The organism is Burkholderia sp. JPY481 (genome assembly GCF_038900515.1).
In the GTDB taxonomy this organism is placed as follows: domain Bacteria; phylum Pseudomonadota; class Gammaproteobacteria; order Burkholderiales; family Burkholderiaceae; genus Paraburkholderia; species Paraburkholderia youngii.
This window is the reverse complement of record NZ_JAYMRT010000002.1, coordinates 695112-712390: the sequence shown is the minus strand read 5'-3', so window position 1 is coordinate 712390 and position 17279 is coordinate 695112. Positions and strand designations below refer to the sequence as shown.

16 protein-coding genes are annotated in these 17279 nt (G+C 57.9%); 3 read left to right on the top strand and 13 right to left on the bottom strand.

Going from position 1 to position 17279, the window contains the following annotated elements; genetic code table 11:
* Positions 1-94: 94 nt before the first annotated feature.
* Positions 95-400 carry a panthothenate synthetase gene (locus tag VSR82_RS08740; RefSeq protein WP_368585498.1) on the top strand — a complete coding sequence of 102 codons (306 nt, stop codon included), beginning with the start codon at positions 95-97 and terminating at the stop codon, positions 398-400.
* 8 nt (positions 401-408) lie between these two features.
* On the opposite strand, the gene VSR82_RS08735 is transcribed toward VSR82_RS08740, so the two are convergent.
* The 6 genes from VSR82_RS08735 to VSR82_RS08710 all read right to left on the bottom strand — a co-directional run bounded on the left by VSR82_RS08735 (position 409) and on the right by VSR82_RS08710 (position 7732).
* Positions 409-1650, bottom strand: coding sequence for a Zn-dependent hydrolase (locus VSR82_RS08735; RefSeq protein WP_429455982.1), 1242 nt, complete (start codon positions 1648-1650; stop codon positions 409-411).
* 4 nt (positions 1651-1654) lie between these two features.
* Positions 1655-2683 carry a helix-turn-helix domain-containing protein gene (locus VSR82_RS08730; protein WP_498857631.1) on the bottom strand — a complete coding sequence of 343 codons (1029 nt, stop codon included), beginning with the start codon at positions 2681-2683 and terminating at the stop codon, positions 1655-1657.
* A gap of 505 nt (positions 2684-3188) precedes the next feature.
* Complete coding sequence (locus tag VSR82_RS08725; RefSeq protein ID WP_368585494.1) at positions 3189-3662, bottom strand: hypothetical protein; 474 nt, start codon at positions 3660-3662, stop codon at positions 3189-3191.
* Between the two features lie 106 nt (positions 3663-3768).
* Positions 3769-5334, bottom strand: a complete 1566-nt coding sequence (locus tag VSR82_RS08720; protein ID WP_429455985.1) for a methyl-accepting chemotaxis protein — start codon at positions 5332-5334, stop codon at positions 3769-3771.
* Between the two features lie 344 nt (positions 5335-5678).
* On the bottom strand, positions 5679-6218 hold the full coding sequence (locus VSR82_RS08715; protein WP_429455986.1) for a MarR family winged helix-turn-helix transcriptional regulator: 540 nt from the start codon (positions 6216-6218) through the stop codon (positions 5679-5681).
* A gap of 326 nt (positions 6219-6544) precedes the next feature.
* Positions 6545-7732, bottom strand: coding sequence for a porin (locus tag VSR82_RS08710; RefSeq protein ID WP_429455987.1), 1188 nt, complete (start codon positions 7730-7732; stop codon positions 6545-6547).
* Positions 7733-8366: 634 nt separating this feature from the next.
* On the opposite strand from VSR82_RS08710, the gene VSR82_RS08705 reads away from it, so the two are divergent.
* Positions 8367-9407, top strand: coding sequence for a Bug family tripartite tricarboxylate transporter substrate binding protein (locus VSR82_RS08705; RefSeq protein ID WP_429455988.1), 1041 nt, complete (start codon positions 8367-8369; stop codon positions 9405-9407).
* Between the two features lie 438 nt (positions 9408-9845).
* Here VSR82_RS08705 and VSR82_RS08700 read toward each other — a convergent pair whose 3' ends face one another.
* The 5 genes from VSR82_RS08700 to VSR82_RS08680 all read right to left on the bottom strand — a co-directional run bounded on the left by VSR82_RS08700 (position 9846) and on the right by VSR82_RS08680 (position 14229).
* The gene (locus VSR82_RS08700; RefSeq protein ID WP_498857630.1) at positions 9846-11201 is read right to left on the bottom strand and encodes an MFS transporter; all 1356 of its coding nucleotides are present in this window, start codon (positions 11199-11201) and stop codon (positions 9846-9848) included.
* A gap of 95 nt (positions 11202-11296) precedes the next feature.
* A complete protein-coding gene (gene dctP / locus VSR82_RS08695; protein ID WP_429455990.1) occupies positions 11297-12277 on the bottom strand; it encodes a TRAP transporter substrate-binding protein DctP in 981 nt (326 codons plus the stop codon).
* A 167-nt stretch (positions 12278-12444) separates the two neighbouring features.
* Positions 12445-12966 carry a DoxX family membrane protein gene (locus VSR82_RS08690; protein ID WP_368585486.1) on the bottom strand — a complete coding sequence of 174 codons (522 nt, stop codon included), beginning with the start codon at positions 12964-12966 and terminating at the stop codon, positions 12445-12447.
* A gap of 24 nt (positions 12967-12990) precedes the next feature.
* Positions 12991-13494: a hypothetical protein gene (locus VSR82_RS08685; protein ID WP_429455991.1), complete on the bottom strand. Its 504-nt coding sequence runs from the start codon at positions 13492-13494 to the stop codon at positions 12991-12993.
* A gap of 471 nt (positions 13495-13965) precedes the next feature.
* A complete protein-coding gene (locus VSR82_RS08680; RefSeq protein ID WP_498857629.1) occupies positions 13966-14229 on the bottom strand; it encodes a DUF4148 domain-containing protein in 264 nt (87 codons plus the stop codon).
* Between the two features lie 424 nt (positions 14230-14653).
* On the opposite strand from VSR82_RS08680, the gene VSR82_RS08675 reads away from it, so the two are divergent.
* Entirely contained in the window at positions 14654-16030 is a 1377-nt protein-coding gene (locus VSR82_RS08675) for a porin (protein ID WP_429455992.1), read from the top strand.
* 511 nt (positions 16031-16541) lie between these two features.
* On the opposite strand, the gene VSR82_RS08670 is transcribed toward VSR82_RS08675, so the two are convergent.
* Positions 16542-16730, bottom strand: coding sequence for a hypothetical protein (locus VSR82_RS08670; RefSeq protein WP_368585482.1), 189 nt, complete (start codon positions 16728-16730; stop codon positions 16542-16544).
* 12 nt (positions 16731-16742) lie between these two features.
* Entirely contained in the window at positions 16743-17279 is a 537-nt protein-coding gene (locus VSR82_RS08665; RefSeq protein WP_246391931.1) for a hypothetical protein, read from the bottom strand.

Here is a 17279-nt window from a genome sequence, read left to right as displayed (position 1 = left end):
TAATCGCCGATGCTTCGTCCGCGATCAACGCCATCGGCCGCGCATGCAACATCTATCCTTAAGATGCCCGTTGGGTATCGAACAGGAGGATGACATGCGCATGCTTCTCAACATACAAATACCGAACGAACCGTTCGGCACACTCGTGCGCGAAGGCCGAATCGGCGAGCTGATGCAAAAGATCCTCGAGGACATGAAGCCGGAAGCGATCTACTTCACGGAGCAGCAGGGCAAACGCGGCGCGGTGGCGGTTGTCGATGTCGCCGATGCATCGGCGATTCCCGCGCTCGCCGAACCGTGGTTCCTTAAGCTCGACGCCGAGTGCGAGCTGCGCATCGCGATGCTGCCCGAGGATCTGATGAAAGCCGGCCTCGACGCGCTAGGCGACAAGTGGAAGTAGCGCGGCCCTCAGGAATGCCCCGCCGATAGCTGCAACAGCATCGAAGCCGCCGCCGTCGCGGCGACCTGGCAGCCGAGCACGATATGCTCCTCGGCCGTGTCCTCGATGAAGTCGTGACTCACGCCGCCGATGCTCGGCACGAACATCATGCAGGCCGGCATGCAACGCGCGATCACCTGCGCGTCGTGCGCGGCACCGCTCGGCATGCGCAGCCACTGCCCCGGCGCGATCGCTTCGGCGGCTCGCGCGATGTGCTCCGCGAGCGTGGCGTCCATGCTGACGGGCTCGATCGGCTCGTCGATCGTCTGCGATTCGACGCTCACGGCGTTGTGCGCGTTGAAGTCGCGCACCAGTTCCGCGAGCGCGTGTTCCATTGCCTGAAGCCGCGCCGGGTTAGCGTCGCGGAATTGCAGGTACATGTCGGCAGCGCCGGGTACGACGCTCATCGAGCCCGGATCGAGATCGATGCGGCCCACGGTCCAGACGGTATCCGCGTCGGCGAGTTGCGCGAACGCGTCGTTCATCCGCGCGATGAATGCGACGAGCGCCGCGCCCGCGTCGCGGCGGATCGCCATTGGCGTCGTGCCCGCATGGTTGCGCTGACCGGTAAAGCGCAGCCGCGATTCGCGCAGCCCGACGATCGTCGTGACCACGCCGATCGATTTGCCGATCGCTTCGAGCCGTCCGCCCTGCTCGATATGCGGCTCCAGATACGCGACCTGGCGCCCTGCCTCGAAACGCGCACGCGGCCGGCCCGCGAGGCCCGCGGCCGCCAGCACGTCGGTTACACGTTCGCCCTGCCGGTTCGTCGCGCCGCGAATCGATTCGTCGACCGCCTCGCCGACGAAGCTGCGGCTGCCAAGCAGGCCCGAGAACGTGCCCTCCTCGTCGATCCACGACGCGACGTCGACGGCGAGGTGCCGCGTCGCGTCGTTCTCCGCGAGCGCACGGGCGATTTCGAGCCCGTAGATGACGCCCATTGCGCCGTCGAGCCAGCCGCCGGTCGGCTGCGTGTCCGTGTGCGAACCGATCACGAGCGCGGGACCGCTTTTGCGCGAGCGTCCGAACACGGTGCCCACGCCGTCGATGCGCGCGTCGAGCCCCGCCTCCGTCATCCTGCCGACCAGCCATTCGCGTGCCGCCAGATCGACCGGCGACAGCGCGAGCCGGACCACGCCTGGGCCGGTTGCGCCAAACCCGCGCAGCCGTTTGAGGTCGGCCATCAGCCGGTCCGGATCGATCTTCACCACGTTGTCATCTCCCTGAATTGATTGCGGATGCGGCCGCGCGAAAATCGCCCGGCGACATGTCGTACGCACGTCTGAATGCGCGATTGAAATCCGACGCGCTATTGAAGCCCCAGCCGTACGCGACGTCGATCACCGGCCTGCGCGGGTGGCGATGCAGTTCGTCGGCCGCCTCGCGCAGGCGCCGGTTTCGAATATACGCGTGGAGCCCGCCCTCCGGCTCGAACAATCGATACAGCGTGGGCCGCGACAGCTGCGACATGGCCAGCACGCTGTCGACCGTCAGATCAGGTTGGCTGAGATTCGCGTCGATATAGCGGCGCGCCGCCGCGAACATCGCGGTGCGTGCCACCGCCCGCGCTCCGCCGGTCAAGCCCGACTCCTTGCCGAACGCCGCGGCCATCAACAGCGCGCAGGTATGGAACGCTTCCTGAGCCGCGGGCGCGTCCATCGTGGGCAACCTGCGGCACAGATCGGCCAGATGCGCGGGAATCAGCCGCGCAAGCGGCGTTTGATATTCGATCATGCGGCCATGTATCGACTCCGCTTCCGGCAGCACCGGATCGATCAGATGGCGCGGCAAGAACAGTGCGACCAGGCGGCACGGCCCCCGCGTCATCTGCATCGGCTGATTCATGTCGAGCGCGAGGATGCTCGGCCGCGTTTGCAGCGCGACGCGCTTCGGATACAGGCCGGTGGTCGTCTCGAAGGTCCCTTCGACGGCCACATGAAACACGATCTGGCGCACGTTGTCGGTCGAAATGCGCGCGACCGAGCGCGTTTGCTCGACCGGATCGGTGCGGCAATCCGTGAAGGCCATGCCGCCGGCGCGATAGGTGTCGATGCTGCCGCGAAAGCCGTCGGCCAGTTGCCGGCGCGAGATCGGCACGTCCAGAAAATGGCCGACGCGCTCGCGCCACATAGGCAATTGCGCGCGCGGCGCCGTGGCGTAGGTGTCGAAGTGGGTGTAGTCGAAAGCCGCGGGCATTGTTGCGGCCGCGGTTGCGGTGCGGTTGGCTGCCTGATCGGTCGTCAAGGTCTCCCCGCCGGTTTTGTTGTGTGCGCGGCACGATAGCCGCGGTTGGCGAAAACGTCATGAGCGTGTTGCTAGCGGTTCGATGCCACGGCCGTCGAAGCTCATGTGCCCCCGCTCCGCTCATGCCCGACAGGCATCAGCGCCAGCCTACAAAGTCTTTATTCTTTGCGCAAGGCCTCATGCCGCAGCTCGAGCTCGCCTTCGTCCATGTCGGATGGAACTCGCGCGATCCGGCCGAGCAGCACAAAAAAATGGCCTCCAGACAGAGGCCATTTTTTCTTGAAGAATCGCTTGGAAACGTAAATCGTTTCAAATGAACGCGCATTCAGCGGCTATCGTTTCATCGCAGCGGCTCGAAGCATTGCCGCCAAGGTGATTAGCCCCGCCCCCAAAGGGGGCCCATAGTCATACAAGCGCAAGTGCCGTGCAAAGAAAATGGTGGACGTTGAAATTACTATCAAAACTACAACGGCAATGATCGAAAAAACCACCAGAAAATTTTTATTCACGATTGGCTCCTTGTGTCGAAATTCCCCCGCTTCCGCATTCCGTCCCAAAACCAAAGAGGCTCTGCTTTGACGCGACAGAAGTTTGCATAGTACCCTCCGTACGCAAGCAAGAGTCCTCCGTTCAACAGCAACTCCTGGAAGCCGGTGAACAGTTCGCGCGGATCCGGCGAAACGAAAAGATTGAGGAAGACAATGGTGACGCTGATGCCAGCCATTACGACCAATGCGAGCGGCACCCCGATGTTCAGCAGCAGCATGGACCCAAGCACAACTTCCAGGTACTTGACCATCTGGTAGAAGCCGATATCTGCCATAGCGCCTATATAGGCGCCCACTTTTCCTGCGTGGCTGAAATCCGGAATGTATCTGAAGACTACGAAATTCAGCCCGGAAGAGAGATAGTGGAATGCGAAATATAGCCTCATCCACATGACGACAAATTTCCAGGGTGATTCATTTGCTATTTTCATCGCTTTTTTATCCTTTCGCGGATTAGAAATTTTGCCATCGGCCTGTTACTCACTCAGTGAAAGGCATTGTGAGGAGCCAACCGCGTGGGTGTCCGAAGACCGTCAATCAAATGGCGCGTGCGATCTTGAAGTTGGTAACCAGTGACTGCAGGCGTTCAGCTTCCGCATGAACGCCACGGGCAGCCGCCGCGGCCTCTTCGACCAAGGCTGCGTTGTGCTGGGTCACCGTGTCGATTTCGCCGATCGCCTTGTTTATCTCCATGATGCCCCGGTGGCCGTCATCGGATGCATGGGTGATCTCCTCCATCAGAGTCGATACGTGGGCGAACTCATTCACCACCTCGTTGATTTTGGACCCGGCATCGTTTACCAGCTGAGATCCCTGGTCAACGCGGGTGACCGAATTGCTGACCAATTCCTTGATTTCCTTGGCGGCCGTTGCCGAGCGTTGAGCCAGCGTGCGGACCTCCTGGGCAACGACGGCGAAGCCACGACCTTCGTTGCCAGCACGTGCGGCTTCAACCGCCGCGTTAAGAGCCAGAATATTGGTCTGAAAGGCGATACCCTCGATAGTCGCAATGATGTCGGCGACTTTTCTGGATTGGTCAGCAATGCCTGTCATGGTGGTCACGACCACTTTCATGACCTCTCCGCCGCCGTTTGCCAGATCAGAGGTAGTCTGCGCGAGTTTGAGGCCCTGTCTGGCATTCGCCGCGTTGTTCTCCACGGTCGCCGTCAACTGCTGGATCGAAGCTACCGTCTGCTCCAGGGACGCCGCCTGTTCCTCGGTGCGCTGGCTCAGGTTCTCGTTACCTGCCGCGATTTCCGATGCGCCGGTCAATACGGCCTCACTACCGGAGCGGACCTGCTTCACGATATCCACGAGACTCTCATTCATGCTGCGCAGTGCACGCATCAATTGGCCGAGTTCAGTATCGGAATGCACCCTGACTTGCGACGTCAAATCCCCCGACGCAACGGCCTCGGCAATTCTTACGGCGTCGTTTAACGGGAACACGATTGACGTGGCAACCGTGTTGCAGACATATACCGTCGCAATGATAGCGATACAGATCACTGCGAAGGTCAGCATAAGGGCCATGTCATAGTCATGAATGGCCTTTTCCGCAGCCTCATCCGCATTCCTCTGGATGAAGTCCATATGGGCGCTGAGCGTGTTCTCCGTGGACTTGAAGACATCGAAGATCTTGGTGTTGGCGAGCACTCGCGCGGTTGCAAGATCCGGATTCTCAGTCATTGCGAGAGTGTAGAGTTCTTTGTTGATCACCGCATAGGCAGCAATTGCTTTCTTATCGTTCTCGAAATACTGACGATCCTCGCCCGGCAGCGCATTCTTCTCATAGTGATTGACACCATTTCTCAGTTGATCCAAGGCTTGGGTCCGGATCGCCGCATTGGTATCTTTGGCCTGTTTGGAATCAGACAAGACCAGACCGAGCGTGGCGCGACGATCCGTACTGAGGGCCAGACGAAGATCAGCAATCGTTTTGATTGACTCCATCCAATTCTGTTTGATGTCCAGAAGATGCGATTCAATCCGATGCGCCTGGAACAGCGCAAATCCCGCAGCACTGCATAACAGCAGGATAACGATTGCGAAGCTAACAAACAGCCGGTTGCGTACTTTGAGATTGCGAAGAAGCATTAGCATGTTTTTTTGCCTACATTGATTGTATACCGTTGGATTTCGGCATAAATCCCCTGCGTATGGATAGGGGGCAAGCATGATTGTGAATTCCGGTCCGATGTGTTAGTGCCGGGCTCGCGAGATTCATCGATGTCTAACGCGAAATCAACGCAGCACGGGGCGCCAACAATGGTCTCTGTTCTCGGCTCTTTCCTGCTCCTGGATGCGGCCTCCGGATAGCCGCATCGACAGCGACGCTCATCGAGCGCACGCGGGAGACGTTGACGTCGATAAGGACGTAGGCAAGAACGCGCGGAACTAGATAGTGCGCCGGCCACGTCGCGCTGCAAAGGAGGGAACGGTGTCGTTCACGCCGGTGCGCCAATGGCGCCGAAGGACCTCGGGCTGACCGTCGAGGCAACTGCCGAGACATCGGCTGGCCCATGAGCTGCCGAATTAGCGAGTAGGCGCTTGAGCAACACCATGAAAATATCCGCTTCGTCCTCGGTTAAGAGGCTAATCAATTTCTGGTCGGTTGCCCCGAGAAACGCTGTGATCTTCGCGGCCATGGCCACTCCGCTTTCCGTAAGCTGAACGCACCAGCAGCGGCAGTCGTCTGGATGCCGGGATCTCATTACAATTCCAGCGTCGATGAGACGCGGAATGAGTCGGGATAGCGACCCCATGTCGTAATTCAGCCTGCGGGCGAGTTGAACCTGCGTCATGAAATTCCGCCCAGCGAGGCATACAATGACCTTAGCCTGTGCGGATGAAATCCCAAGCGATGACTTCAGATGTCGATCAGCAGACTCCGAGATCGACTTGTCGACTTCGACAATATGGGTTAGCCAATTTAAAGCTCGGGCTTCAACTGCTTGGCTTAGGGGTAGGTCGTCCTCGCCCTTCATGTCTGCCGCTCCTTCAAATGTGATCGGAACCAGAAGCCGAGTTTGCGCCTATACGTCGGAACACCACCTCGTACTATGGTTGATCAGTCGGTTCTGCGCGCAACCACGTGTCAGGTGCGCTGAATTGCTCTCAGCTGGAGGGGCGAACCTTGCCGACTTCGTTTTTGCTTCCCTCAGATAATTCTAAATTGTATACTATCATAGTAGACGAAAAGAACCTCGTGGTACTCTCTGCGCTCGATCGGGGTGAGTTTGCTATTACATACCCGTCAAGATCACGGCAGCGATGACGAAAACTTTTCACCGCCGCCGTTCTCAATGCAGCATCAGAATCGATGCATCATGCCAAGCTGAAAAACTGACTGGATATTGCCGTTTGCCACGATGTTCCCAATTTCGGCAGCATATGCGCCATTGGTGCGTTGAAATACACCGGCGGCATACAGCGAGGTGCGTCTCGACAACGTGTATGTCAACTGCAATGCGGCCTGGTTGATCGTCACGTTCTTCAGCAACTCGTTACCATTTTCGTAGGTGTAGGCGCCGCCGAGGTTCCAGGCCGGCGAGAAGTCATACCCGACGCCACCCGCAAGCGCGTAAATCCTCGCACCCGTATGGGTATTGCGCGCCTGGCTGTACAACCCCGAGACCGTGAAATGGGCGTACTTCGTCCTTGCGCCGGCGAGCAGGTTGGCGATGCCACTATGCCCGTTGTTGACCGGCGCGTAGTTCTGCTCGGTGTAAACAACGGCAGCACGCGTTTCCCCATTCCTGTAATTGATTGCGGCGCTCTTTCCGGCCCCGTTGTTGAAGTCCCCCGCCGTGCCGCCGAAGCTATACATCAAGCCAACCGACAGCCCGGCATACTCCTCCGAAACGACCTTGACGGCATTCGACATCCGTTTGCCGCCGACACGGTCCCAGTTGATGGCCGCTAACCCAGTAATCTGACCGTTCCTTGTGATAGGTGCGAACGGCCCGCCTGGGACGGCACCAGCAATCTGGGCCGGACCCGAAACGCCGAGCAGATCGGCACCGAAGCTGCCGGTGCGGAAGTTCAGCATACCGCCAGCGATGCCAGTTGCGGGATCGATACCGCCGATCAGGTAGTAGTCGAAGGCGAAGTCGTTCTGCCGCCCGAGGCGGAAGCTGCCAATCCCCGTTTGACTGAGTCCGACCCACGACGAGTTCTCGAACATCGCACCGCGCGACTGCGGATCAAGCCCCCCTGTGCTCAGGCTGATCATCGAGTCGAGGCTGAAGTTTGCGCGCAGGCCGCCCCCCATGTCCTCGCTCCCGCGGAAGAAGAACTTTGTGGGGAAAATAGCGGAATCCTGCATTTGAAAAAAACGTGACCCACCGGAATCACGATAGGTAGCGACCCCTTCGTCAAGGAATCCGCCAAGCATCACGCTACTTTGCGCATGCGCGGCCGTAATGCTGATGCAAACCGATGCGCATGCCAACGGTATCGCGGTCCATCGGTGTTTCCTCCCGGCCCCCTGATGATTCATACATTCTCCTGATTGTTATTTGTGGTCTTTGAAACTGACTGGCGGTGAATCGTTTCGCTGGTCGCTTGTCCTCCTGAAGTTGTGCAGCATCCAATGCGGGCGTCGGGATCGCCGTTGAACACCCGAAGCAACTCATGAATCGTGCGAGCCATGACCGGTGCGAGCCGTGCGGCGGCACCGGCCGAATAGAGAGGGGAGCCGGTCTCAGCGTGACGAATGGCCGAGCTCGTCACGTTGGCGATCAGGGTGTTGCGTTGTTGCCGGCGAATCGATTGACCAGATCGGGCGCTGCCCCCCGGCAGCACATTTGCCGTGAACTGCTTGGCGGCCCAAAAGTTCGCGCAGGGCGCGTCAGCAACACCCCATTGGATCCGAGATGCGTGACAAGCCCCAACCGGATTCTCTCCGCACCCCGAGGTAATCGCGCACCAATTAGAATTCGTTATCATCAGTCAAAATAGTATTTACGACAGCCTACGATGTCAACGAACCATGCTCCGGTAAAAACCCTGGGCTTCCCCCGGTCGCGTCGCAATTGGTTGGGGCAATACGGAATCCGCGGGGGCGGCGTGGTGGCGATCAACCGTCGCTGCGCTCGCACTCGTGCCGAACCGTACGCGTTTGCCCTGGTACAATGGTAGTCTTTTTTGAATACAAAATCGCGACCATCCCATCTCTAACCCCAACACACAGGAGACGTTACTTGAACACGAATCGAAAGATCTTCGGTGCCGCACTCGCTTTCGCCGCGGTCGCCGGTATAACGATGTCGAGTTGTGGCTTCGCGGCACAGACGTCACCCGCCAAAGCTTCGGTCGCCAAAGCACCGGCGAAGTCGGCGCCGGTCAAGCTGATCGCTGCCGGACCGAACCAGAATTCAGACATGGTTGCCCGCGCACTGGCGCCCGCGTTGAGCAAGGCGCTGGGCACCGAGGTTGTCGTCGAAATTCAGGCGGACGCAGCCGCTTTGTCGGCAGCAAAAGCAGCGCCCGCTGACGGGCTGACGCTTCTCGTCGGCGATACCGAGCAAGTGGACGCCGCACGCCAGGATTTGACTCCGGTGGCACAAGTCACCGGTCACGCGGGTCTGGTTTTGGTCGCGGGCAACGGCGCCGGTTTGAGCGGCACCGACATCAAGGACTACGCCGATCTGATTAGCCGTCTGAAGGACAATCCGAACTGCTACATGTTTGGATCGACAGGCACCACGTCGCGTGAATATCTGGCGATGGTGGCGTTCCAGAAGCGTGCGGGCGTCAAAATGATTCATACCGCCTACAAGAGCGACGCTGACCAGATTTCAGCGCTCTTGAGCGGCAAAGTGCAAATGGTTGAAATTCCGTACGAAATGGCGGTGCCGCAGATCAAGGCAGGCAAGATGCGTGTGCTCGCGGTCTTGGGTTCGCGCCGTATTCCCGAGATTCAGAATGTTCCCGCGCTCGGCGAAATGTTCCCAGGCTTCGATTTCGCGTCGCATACAGGTGTGTTGGCACCGAAGGATCTACCGGCGCCGGTCCGCGATAAGATCGCGGACGCCGTGAAGATCGCAGTGCAGGACCCGAACGTCCAGAAAGCGCTGAACGTCAACGGTCACCAGGCTGCTTATCTCGCATCCGCCGACTATGCGAAGGTTATCGCCACTGATCACGACAGGCTGAGTCAGCCTGCGAAGTAACTCAGTTCGTTGCATGGGTAACGACAGGGGCTCGATGTTCTGAAAAGGCATCGAGCTTTTTTTTCTGTCGCGCATCCATCTCTTGTCGCAACTGGAGGCTACCGGAATTCTCCACTCAGTGCCTTCGTCACGTTAGAGCGACTGGCGACGGCTCGAACTGCACGCCACTCTATTCGACGTTGAATGTACCTCTCGCGCTGCCGAACCGTCCAATCGTGTTGATCACGCACGAGCGTCAACCTTACGCGTTCGTGAGTTTCCGTGCGCTTCGTCTCGCGGCGTCGCCTGCAGCTCAGTTGCTTGATCGGCCAAGCGCCGGTCGTAAAATTCCGCATCCAAGGCACCGAAGTGATCCGCCAGGTCTCGACCGTAGTCGCTCGAGCCCGGATGTGTATTGGCGTGTGACTTAAAGGAATAGCTCATATCGTTTATCGTAATCTAGCGCAGTTCCTGGCCTTCCTCCTTGGGAAGACCGGCGAATGCCACGACCGACAGCAGGGTAAAGGCCCCGACAACGAAAAATGTCATCGGGAAATCGTCGATTACCAGATGATCCGCGCTGTGCCCATGAACCTGTGCGGTGATCGTCAGGCATGATGCGCAGACTGCGACGCCAAAGCTAATCGAGGTCTGCTGCATCATTGTCGAAAGTGCCGTGGCCTTACTCATCAAAGTATCAGGGATGCCGGAATAGCCAACCGTATTCATAGTTATCATCCCCAGAGAATTAACGATCCCCGCTACGAAAAGGACGAAGCACATGAGCCCAACCGACGTCGTCGGTCCGAACAATCCATAGCAAGCGAATGTCGCGCCCGTCATCGCAGCGCCCAACATCATGATCGGCCTGAATCCGAACTTCCTTATTGCACGATCCATGATTGGACGGACACCGAATGCGCCGACAGACAGCCAGGCGCTCATCAAGCCAGATTGAATGGGGGTCAATCCCAAGCCGACTTGCAACAGGAGCGGTACGAAGATTGGAGCCGAGCCGACCGCGAGTCTAAGCGGAATGCCGCCGATCGTCGTGATGCTAAACGCTTTATATCCAAAAATCTTGAGAGGGATAATGACATCGAAACGTCCACGGCTATAGAGCCCGTATACGATCATTGCCAGTACCCCAATAGCCGTGATTCCAATCGTTACGCTCATAGGGACGAAATTCCGGCCAACGGTTTCCAGACCACATACGATGCCGGAAAGCCCTATCGCCATCAGAATGAATCCCGTCATGTCGAACGGCCCAGACTTTTCCGAGCGCGAATCCGGCACAAATTTCAACGACAGCAGGATGCCCAACACACCGAATGGAATGTTGAGCAGAAAGATCCATCGCCAGGAGCCCATCGTGACGATCAGCCCACCCAGAAGTGGCCCGATCACACGCCCAATGGTCCCCGGTACTGTAAACCACACCATCGCTGCGACCAGCTGCGTTGCCGGAATACTTCGCAGCAGAATCAGGCGCCCTACAGGCACCATCATGGCGCCGCCGAGGCCTTGCAAGACCCGGAACAGAACGATTTCAGTGATCGAGGTGGCCGCGCCGCATAGCGCGGATGCCAGTGAGAAGATCGCGACTGCCGAACCGAATACGCGCCGCGTCCCGAATCTATCGGTGAGCCACCCGCTTGCCGGGAGAAACAGTGCGAGGCTCAACAGGTACGCGGTTATGGCGAAGTTGAGATGAAGTATCTCGACATTCAGGGAAGTGGCAATCGACTGGAGAGCCGTGCCCAATATCGAGGTATCGAGACTCTGCAAAAACATCGGTACCGCGACGATCATCGGGATCAGTCGCGTACGCCTGGATGCAGAGCGAGACTCCTGGGCGGAGTCTCGCACATCCCCAATAGTTATATTTTTCTCAAGCACCGGATTGTCTAGCGTTTCGCTATTTGACGTCGATACATATCGACGATTATGGGATCGTAGTTGCGGAAGAATTGCTGTCTGACGGGGTCTGTCAGGGTGTCCAGCTTTTCTATTTCATCGCTCGCGACTGTATAGACCGTCATACCGCGACGCTCAAGCTCTGCACGATCGGCTTTCGCCTGTTCTCGAATCAGGTCGCGCTCAAAGCGCCCTGCTTCTATCGCAGCGTGTTGTAAAACATGTCGATCCTGAACTGTCAACTTCCGCCAGACCGCCGAATTGGCAATGACAGCAATGGCGCTATATGAGTGATTCGTGATCGAGACGGCCGATTGAACATCATAAAGGCGCCCGGCCAGGATTTGCGAATAGAAGTTATCCTCTGCAACGATGCGTCCACTCTTCAACGCTCCGTATAGCTCAGAATACGGAAGTCCCACGACGTCAGCGCCCAAGACCTTGAACGTCTCAACGAACGCGGGTTCCGGGATCACACGAACCGGCCGGTTCGCCAGATCGAGCGCCTGCCGGAACGGCTGGCCCGACGTCGTGATCTGTCGGAAGCCGTTCTCCCACCAGGCGAGACCCGTGAGGCCGTGGCTCTCTAGGCGCGACAACAGAGCTTGTCCGAACGGACCATCGAGCAGCGCCTGCGCCTGACGTTCGCTGCGGACAACAAACGGCAGATCCATGATTTCGAATTCGGGCACGAGGTGACGCAATGCCGGCGTCACCAGCAGCATCAAATCCGGGGCACCCGGGCCACCTGCCTGCAATGTCTTGATCTGCTCGCCCGGCGAACCCTGAACTGTATCCGCGCTCACGCTCACGGCCAGACGACCGTGCGACTCCCGGTTCACGATATCCGCGAACCTGGCCATGCCACGCATTGTCGGCTGGTCCGGCGACATATGCGATCGATACTCTATGATCGTGAGCGTTTGAACAGGCTGCCCATGCGCGATCAACGGCTGCGCGATCAACAGCATGCCAAATATCGCACCGCTAATATCGCCACAAACTCGGCTCAATGACCAACCCGATTTAAGACGCGAAAATCTTTTCGTCATGATTTAGGAAATATCGCCAAATACTTAAACAAAAAAAGCTACGTTACCGAAGCAACGTAGCCAAATCCCTCATTTCACATCCGAAATCAGATCAAATCAACCGCGTCCGACTTGAAAATTTTGGGCAGCTTCTTCCAGTCGCTGATGCGGCCGATCGTCGTTTTGAACGTCATCATCGGCAGGTAATACTTGATGTACCAGACCATCAGAATCAGGTTCATGTACAGGCAACCAACGCCCATGTACGGCGTGAACATCTTGTCGAAGCGATGGTTCAACACGATCGCGTTGTACCAGACGACGAACGACACCGGCAGAAGCATAAGCAGGCCGACCGGGACGAAGATACCGAGAATGAGCGAAAGGCCACCCAGAATTTCGCACGTCTTCACGATATGGAAGAAATGCGTGTGAACCATCGTGACCAGCAGCTCGTTCGACGCGGGCAGCGTGCCGAACGGTTGCGGGAAGATCGGCGACATGCCGAGAGCCGTACGCCAGTAGCTGGTACCGCTGACGACCATCCAGCCGCCAAGATACAGCCGGCAGAACGTCAGGATGACTTTGCCGATGAGTTGCGGCATCGTTTTGCGATCATCGTTGTCCATAGTGTGCTTTCGTCCTTTGCCGTTTTAGTTCGCAGCCTGCACCGGCGCAGCCTTCTGTTGCGTAATGCGGTCATGGCGAATGATCCAGCCAGACCCGCTGATCTCGTAGACATCGACAACGTCTTGCGCCGGTTGGCCACGGGTGGCGCCGATCGTCTGATAGACCGCGACGTCCATGCCCTGGACGATGATCTTCTTCACCTCGTGGGGAATGGGTTCGCCATCCTGATGATCGATCGTGTTCGGCGCGTTATCGACAGCCTTTTCCGAGAAATAAGTCTTGTAGGCCTCGGCTCCCTTGCCCTCCGTATAAGCCAGGTCCATGAACTCCTGAACAATGTCATGCGGCAGTTTGCCGGTGCCTGCATGCCAGTGCCAACGCGGATCCGAATGCAGACCGTGAGCGATCTGCGCGATGAACAGGAAGCCCACGATTGCCGTGACCACGCGTCCAGTCATGCTGTCCATCCACACGTTGACACGCGTGGCGTTACCCCCCGAGGAGAGAACCCCTTGGTTATTCGACATCCTGCCTCCTTGAAAGCATTGTGAAGAGTGAAACGCTTCGACTTGAGATGGTTAGGACCTGCGTTTTTGTATTTAATTTAGCCTACTTAATCGTATAGGCCAAAAGATCGCGTGTAAACGTCGGGGTTTCCCTATTTCCGTTGTTGGCGGATAGGTGCTATTTGATGTATGCGGCATTTCGTTCGCGCGGAGCGTAATGCACGGGAAGCGAAGGCGCCGGCGGGCGGCGAGGTCGGATTTGGCGCTGACGAGTGCGCCAACTGTGAGTCGGTCGGAGACGACGAACCTGTACGCCGCGATACTTGACGCGGCATGGTGGCGGAAGCCTGCCATGCTCCGCCTTCCGTACTGACTGAGTCCTCACCCGGATGGGTGGACAGGAAGATTCAATCCGCGAGCGAACACGATCCCCCACCGGCATTGGCCCTTGCAGCGCCGACGCCGGATGATTGGGGTGATTCGGTTATGTTACTACTGGGCCATCTGACCAGCTGGAGTGCCGGCCGCCGCACGCCATTGCGCCACGATCGCGCCCGCGCGGATCGCGCTATCGGGGTAGTCGAACCAGTCGTCGGACTGATCGTAGCCCGCCTTCCGCCATTCGATCAGGTCGGCGCGCACCGCGGCTCGGGTGAGCGGCATCGTCGAATCGTACGGTTGGGCCAGCGCCTCAACAGACGCGAGGCAGCACGCCGCGGCAAGAACGCCGAGCGCTACACGCGGAAAGGGGTTCATGGCAACACCTTTCTTATCGGGGTTATCGCTGATAAGTATAAGCGCTGTCTTGACAAACGAAAGGCAAATCGAAACATATTCACTTCTCGCGTAGTGCACAAACCAGGGGCGAGAAATATGGTGCGGTAAGTGGCGGACCAACGGATCACTAATTGCGTATCGTTCGGCGCTGTCCTGTCAGCGGAGGAATTTCGAGGACAGGGCCGCAGCCGGAACGAGGCGTTCGATGGAGCTCGCGAAATCGAGGCGCGCCGCAAGTGTCGATAGAATGCCCGCCGGAAGCTTCTGGCTGCGAGCGCCTTCTGCCCCGCCGAAATGACCTTCGCCCGCGGCCACTCATCATGCCGGCCTCAGTCGCCTGCAACCAACCAGTTGCGCAGCGTTTGCGTCGACATGCCAAGTTTTCCGCCCACGGCGCTCACGCGTGACAGCAGGTATTTCGGTCAACCAATGGTGCTTTATCTTTTCTTTTGAAGAATCGCTCTGCACCACCGCTTTTTCCTTTGCAATCCCAAGCAATGACGATGAAGTAAAAATAACGAGCCTCAGCTGTCATCCAGGGAATACCCTCGAACACAACATTTTTGAAATTCTCTATCAGCCATATGCAACATCGTATATTATTTTGCATGCGTGCCGTTGTGCATCGCTTTGCCGTTGCGCAACGTCGGCCACTCTACAAATTAACATCGACATGTGGGAGACACTGGAATTGCGTAAACTGCTCGTTAGCTGCGCCGTTGCGGCAGCAATCGCGCCTGTGATGGCACAGGCACAGACCAGCGTGACGCTGTATGGCGTTGCCGATGCATTCGTCGGCTACTTCGGAAACTCGGAAGGTCAACACGTCGTCAGCATGAACAGCGGCGGGGCCGGTGGGTCGCGTTGGGGCATTCGCGCGAAGGAAGATCTGGGCGGCGGTCTGTCTGCGATCGCCGTGCTCGAAAGCGGCTTCAACATCAACAACGGCACGTCCGGCCAGAGTGGTCGTTTGTTCGGCCGTCGCGCCTTCGTCGGCATCGACAGCCGCGACTTCGGCCAGATCATTGCAGGCCGCCTGCAAACAGCCGGCTACGAATGGGGCGGTACCTTCGACCCGATGCTGCTGGCAGCAGCATCGCCGCTCGGCTCGATTGGCGGCGAAGAACCGCGTCCGTGGATTTTCAACATGCTGCAAGATCCGGCTCGCCAGGACAATACGATCCAGTATTCGTCGCCGACGTGGAGGGGTCTGAATGGCACCGCAGCGTATTCGTGGGGCAACAATCAAGGTCTGCAGAACGCGACGCACTACCAACTCGCGACTCTTACCTACGCCAACGGCCCGTTGCTCACGAGCTACGGCTTCGGCCACAGCCTGCAACCGTCAGCGACCATTGCACGCAATACGTACGAACACGTCTTGGGTGTGAAATATGACTTCAACTTCGTCGCGCTCTACGGTACGTACCAAGTGCGTCTGAATGATCCGGGCCAGACCGATAAGGGCTGGCAAGCCGGTGTCACGATTCCGACCGGCCCATTCGGCACCATTCGCGCTTCTTACGGCGGACTGAGCGACCAGAACATTACCTATGCCAGCACAAACGGTCCGGTAACTGGCAATTGGGCGATTCGATCGGCTGCTGTCGGTTACACGTACCAACTCTCGAAGGCGACAATGCTGTACGGCTTCTTCAAGAAGCTCTGGAACAGCGGGATCGCGCACCAAACGATCTACCCGCCCGGTGGTCTCGGTGCCCCGACCGGCTACCACGCCAATGTCACGGCAATCGGCCTGGGTTTGGCAACGCGCTTCTAAGCCCTCCTACTCCTGTGAAAAAGCCCGCTTCTAGCGGGCTTTTTTTATTCATAGCCCTCCGCTTACCAAAACGTCGATGACCGTCCCGCTTATACGCTCCCGCTCATCGATCAACACCTGCATGATCTGTTCTCGGTCGCGTCGGACCAGCGCCGTCGTCAGCCTGCGCTCGAACTTAGCCTACTAATCCTCTGCAGGCAGGCATCTTTCTGTCGCCAGTGGCAGGTACTTCTCCATCCGTTCAAACAGACGGAGTGCCTCTCTCTAAGGACTTTCAAACGCACTGGAGAACCAAGCGAGATTGGGATATCTGTCGCAGCTCATTGCTCGACAGATCAGAGACGAACCGCCTGCGACTTGGGTCATGCGTACTCGCGCCCTGCGCCACCATCAGATCGATCCTGCTGAACCCAACTCAGATGGACACGCCAAGCCGTATATAAACAAAAAAAGTCCAGAGAGAAAATTCTCCCTGGACTTCCTTGAATCTAGAACCGCGGTGACCGAAGCCTTATGCTTCGCCCTTGACCTTGTCGCGCACGAGCACGAAGATGAAGAGCAGCCAGGAGACGCCGAGGCCGAAGTAGTCGAAATTACGCAGCGGACGGTACTCCGTCCAGCCCCAACCCGTCGAGCCGTCGACGGCCGCCAGCGTCAGTGCGATACAGATGGCGATTGCGATCCAGGTATTCTTTTTCATCGCGTGTGCTCCTTAAGCCAATTCTTTTTTCCGCTGTTCGAAGGCGGGTACATTTTGCTGCTGTTCGACGGCGGGTACACCCACCAGGCTCCCACCTTTGCCCTTCAGGCTGAAACCCTTCCAGCCGTCCCACAGCCACATCGGGTTGAGCGTCGGACGGAAGCAAACCGCCATGTAGCCGCTGTACGCGAGCAGCAGAATGCCGTTCATCAGGAGTTCTTGCGGACCCGAGAACAGTTGACGCGGCGTCGCCGAGATAAACGTGTTCAGCCAGAAAATCGTGACCGTCGTCGGCATCTCGAGAATCAGTGTCAGGAACACGAAACGGTTCATCAGCAGCAGTGCCCCGTAAACCGCTTCCATGTACTTAACCCAGTGATACATACCGATCGCATCGGCTCCCGCCACATACTGGCCGGCGAGACCTGGAATCATTGGCACATAGCCGTCGATCACGAATCGGATACCTGAGAAGAAAAGGTGGGCGCCGAAATACAGACGCAACCACGTGATTACATACTTCCACGGGGAAGAATTCGCGCTATTCAT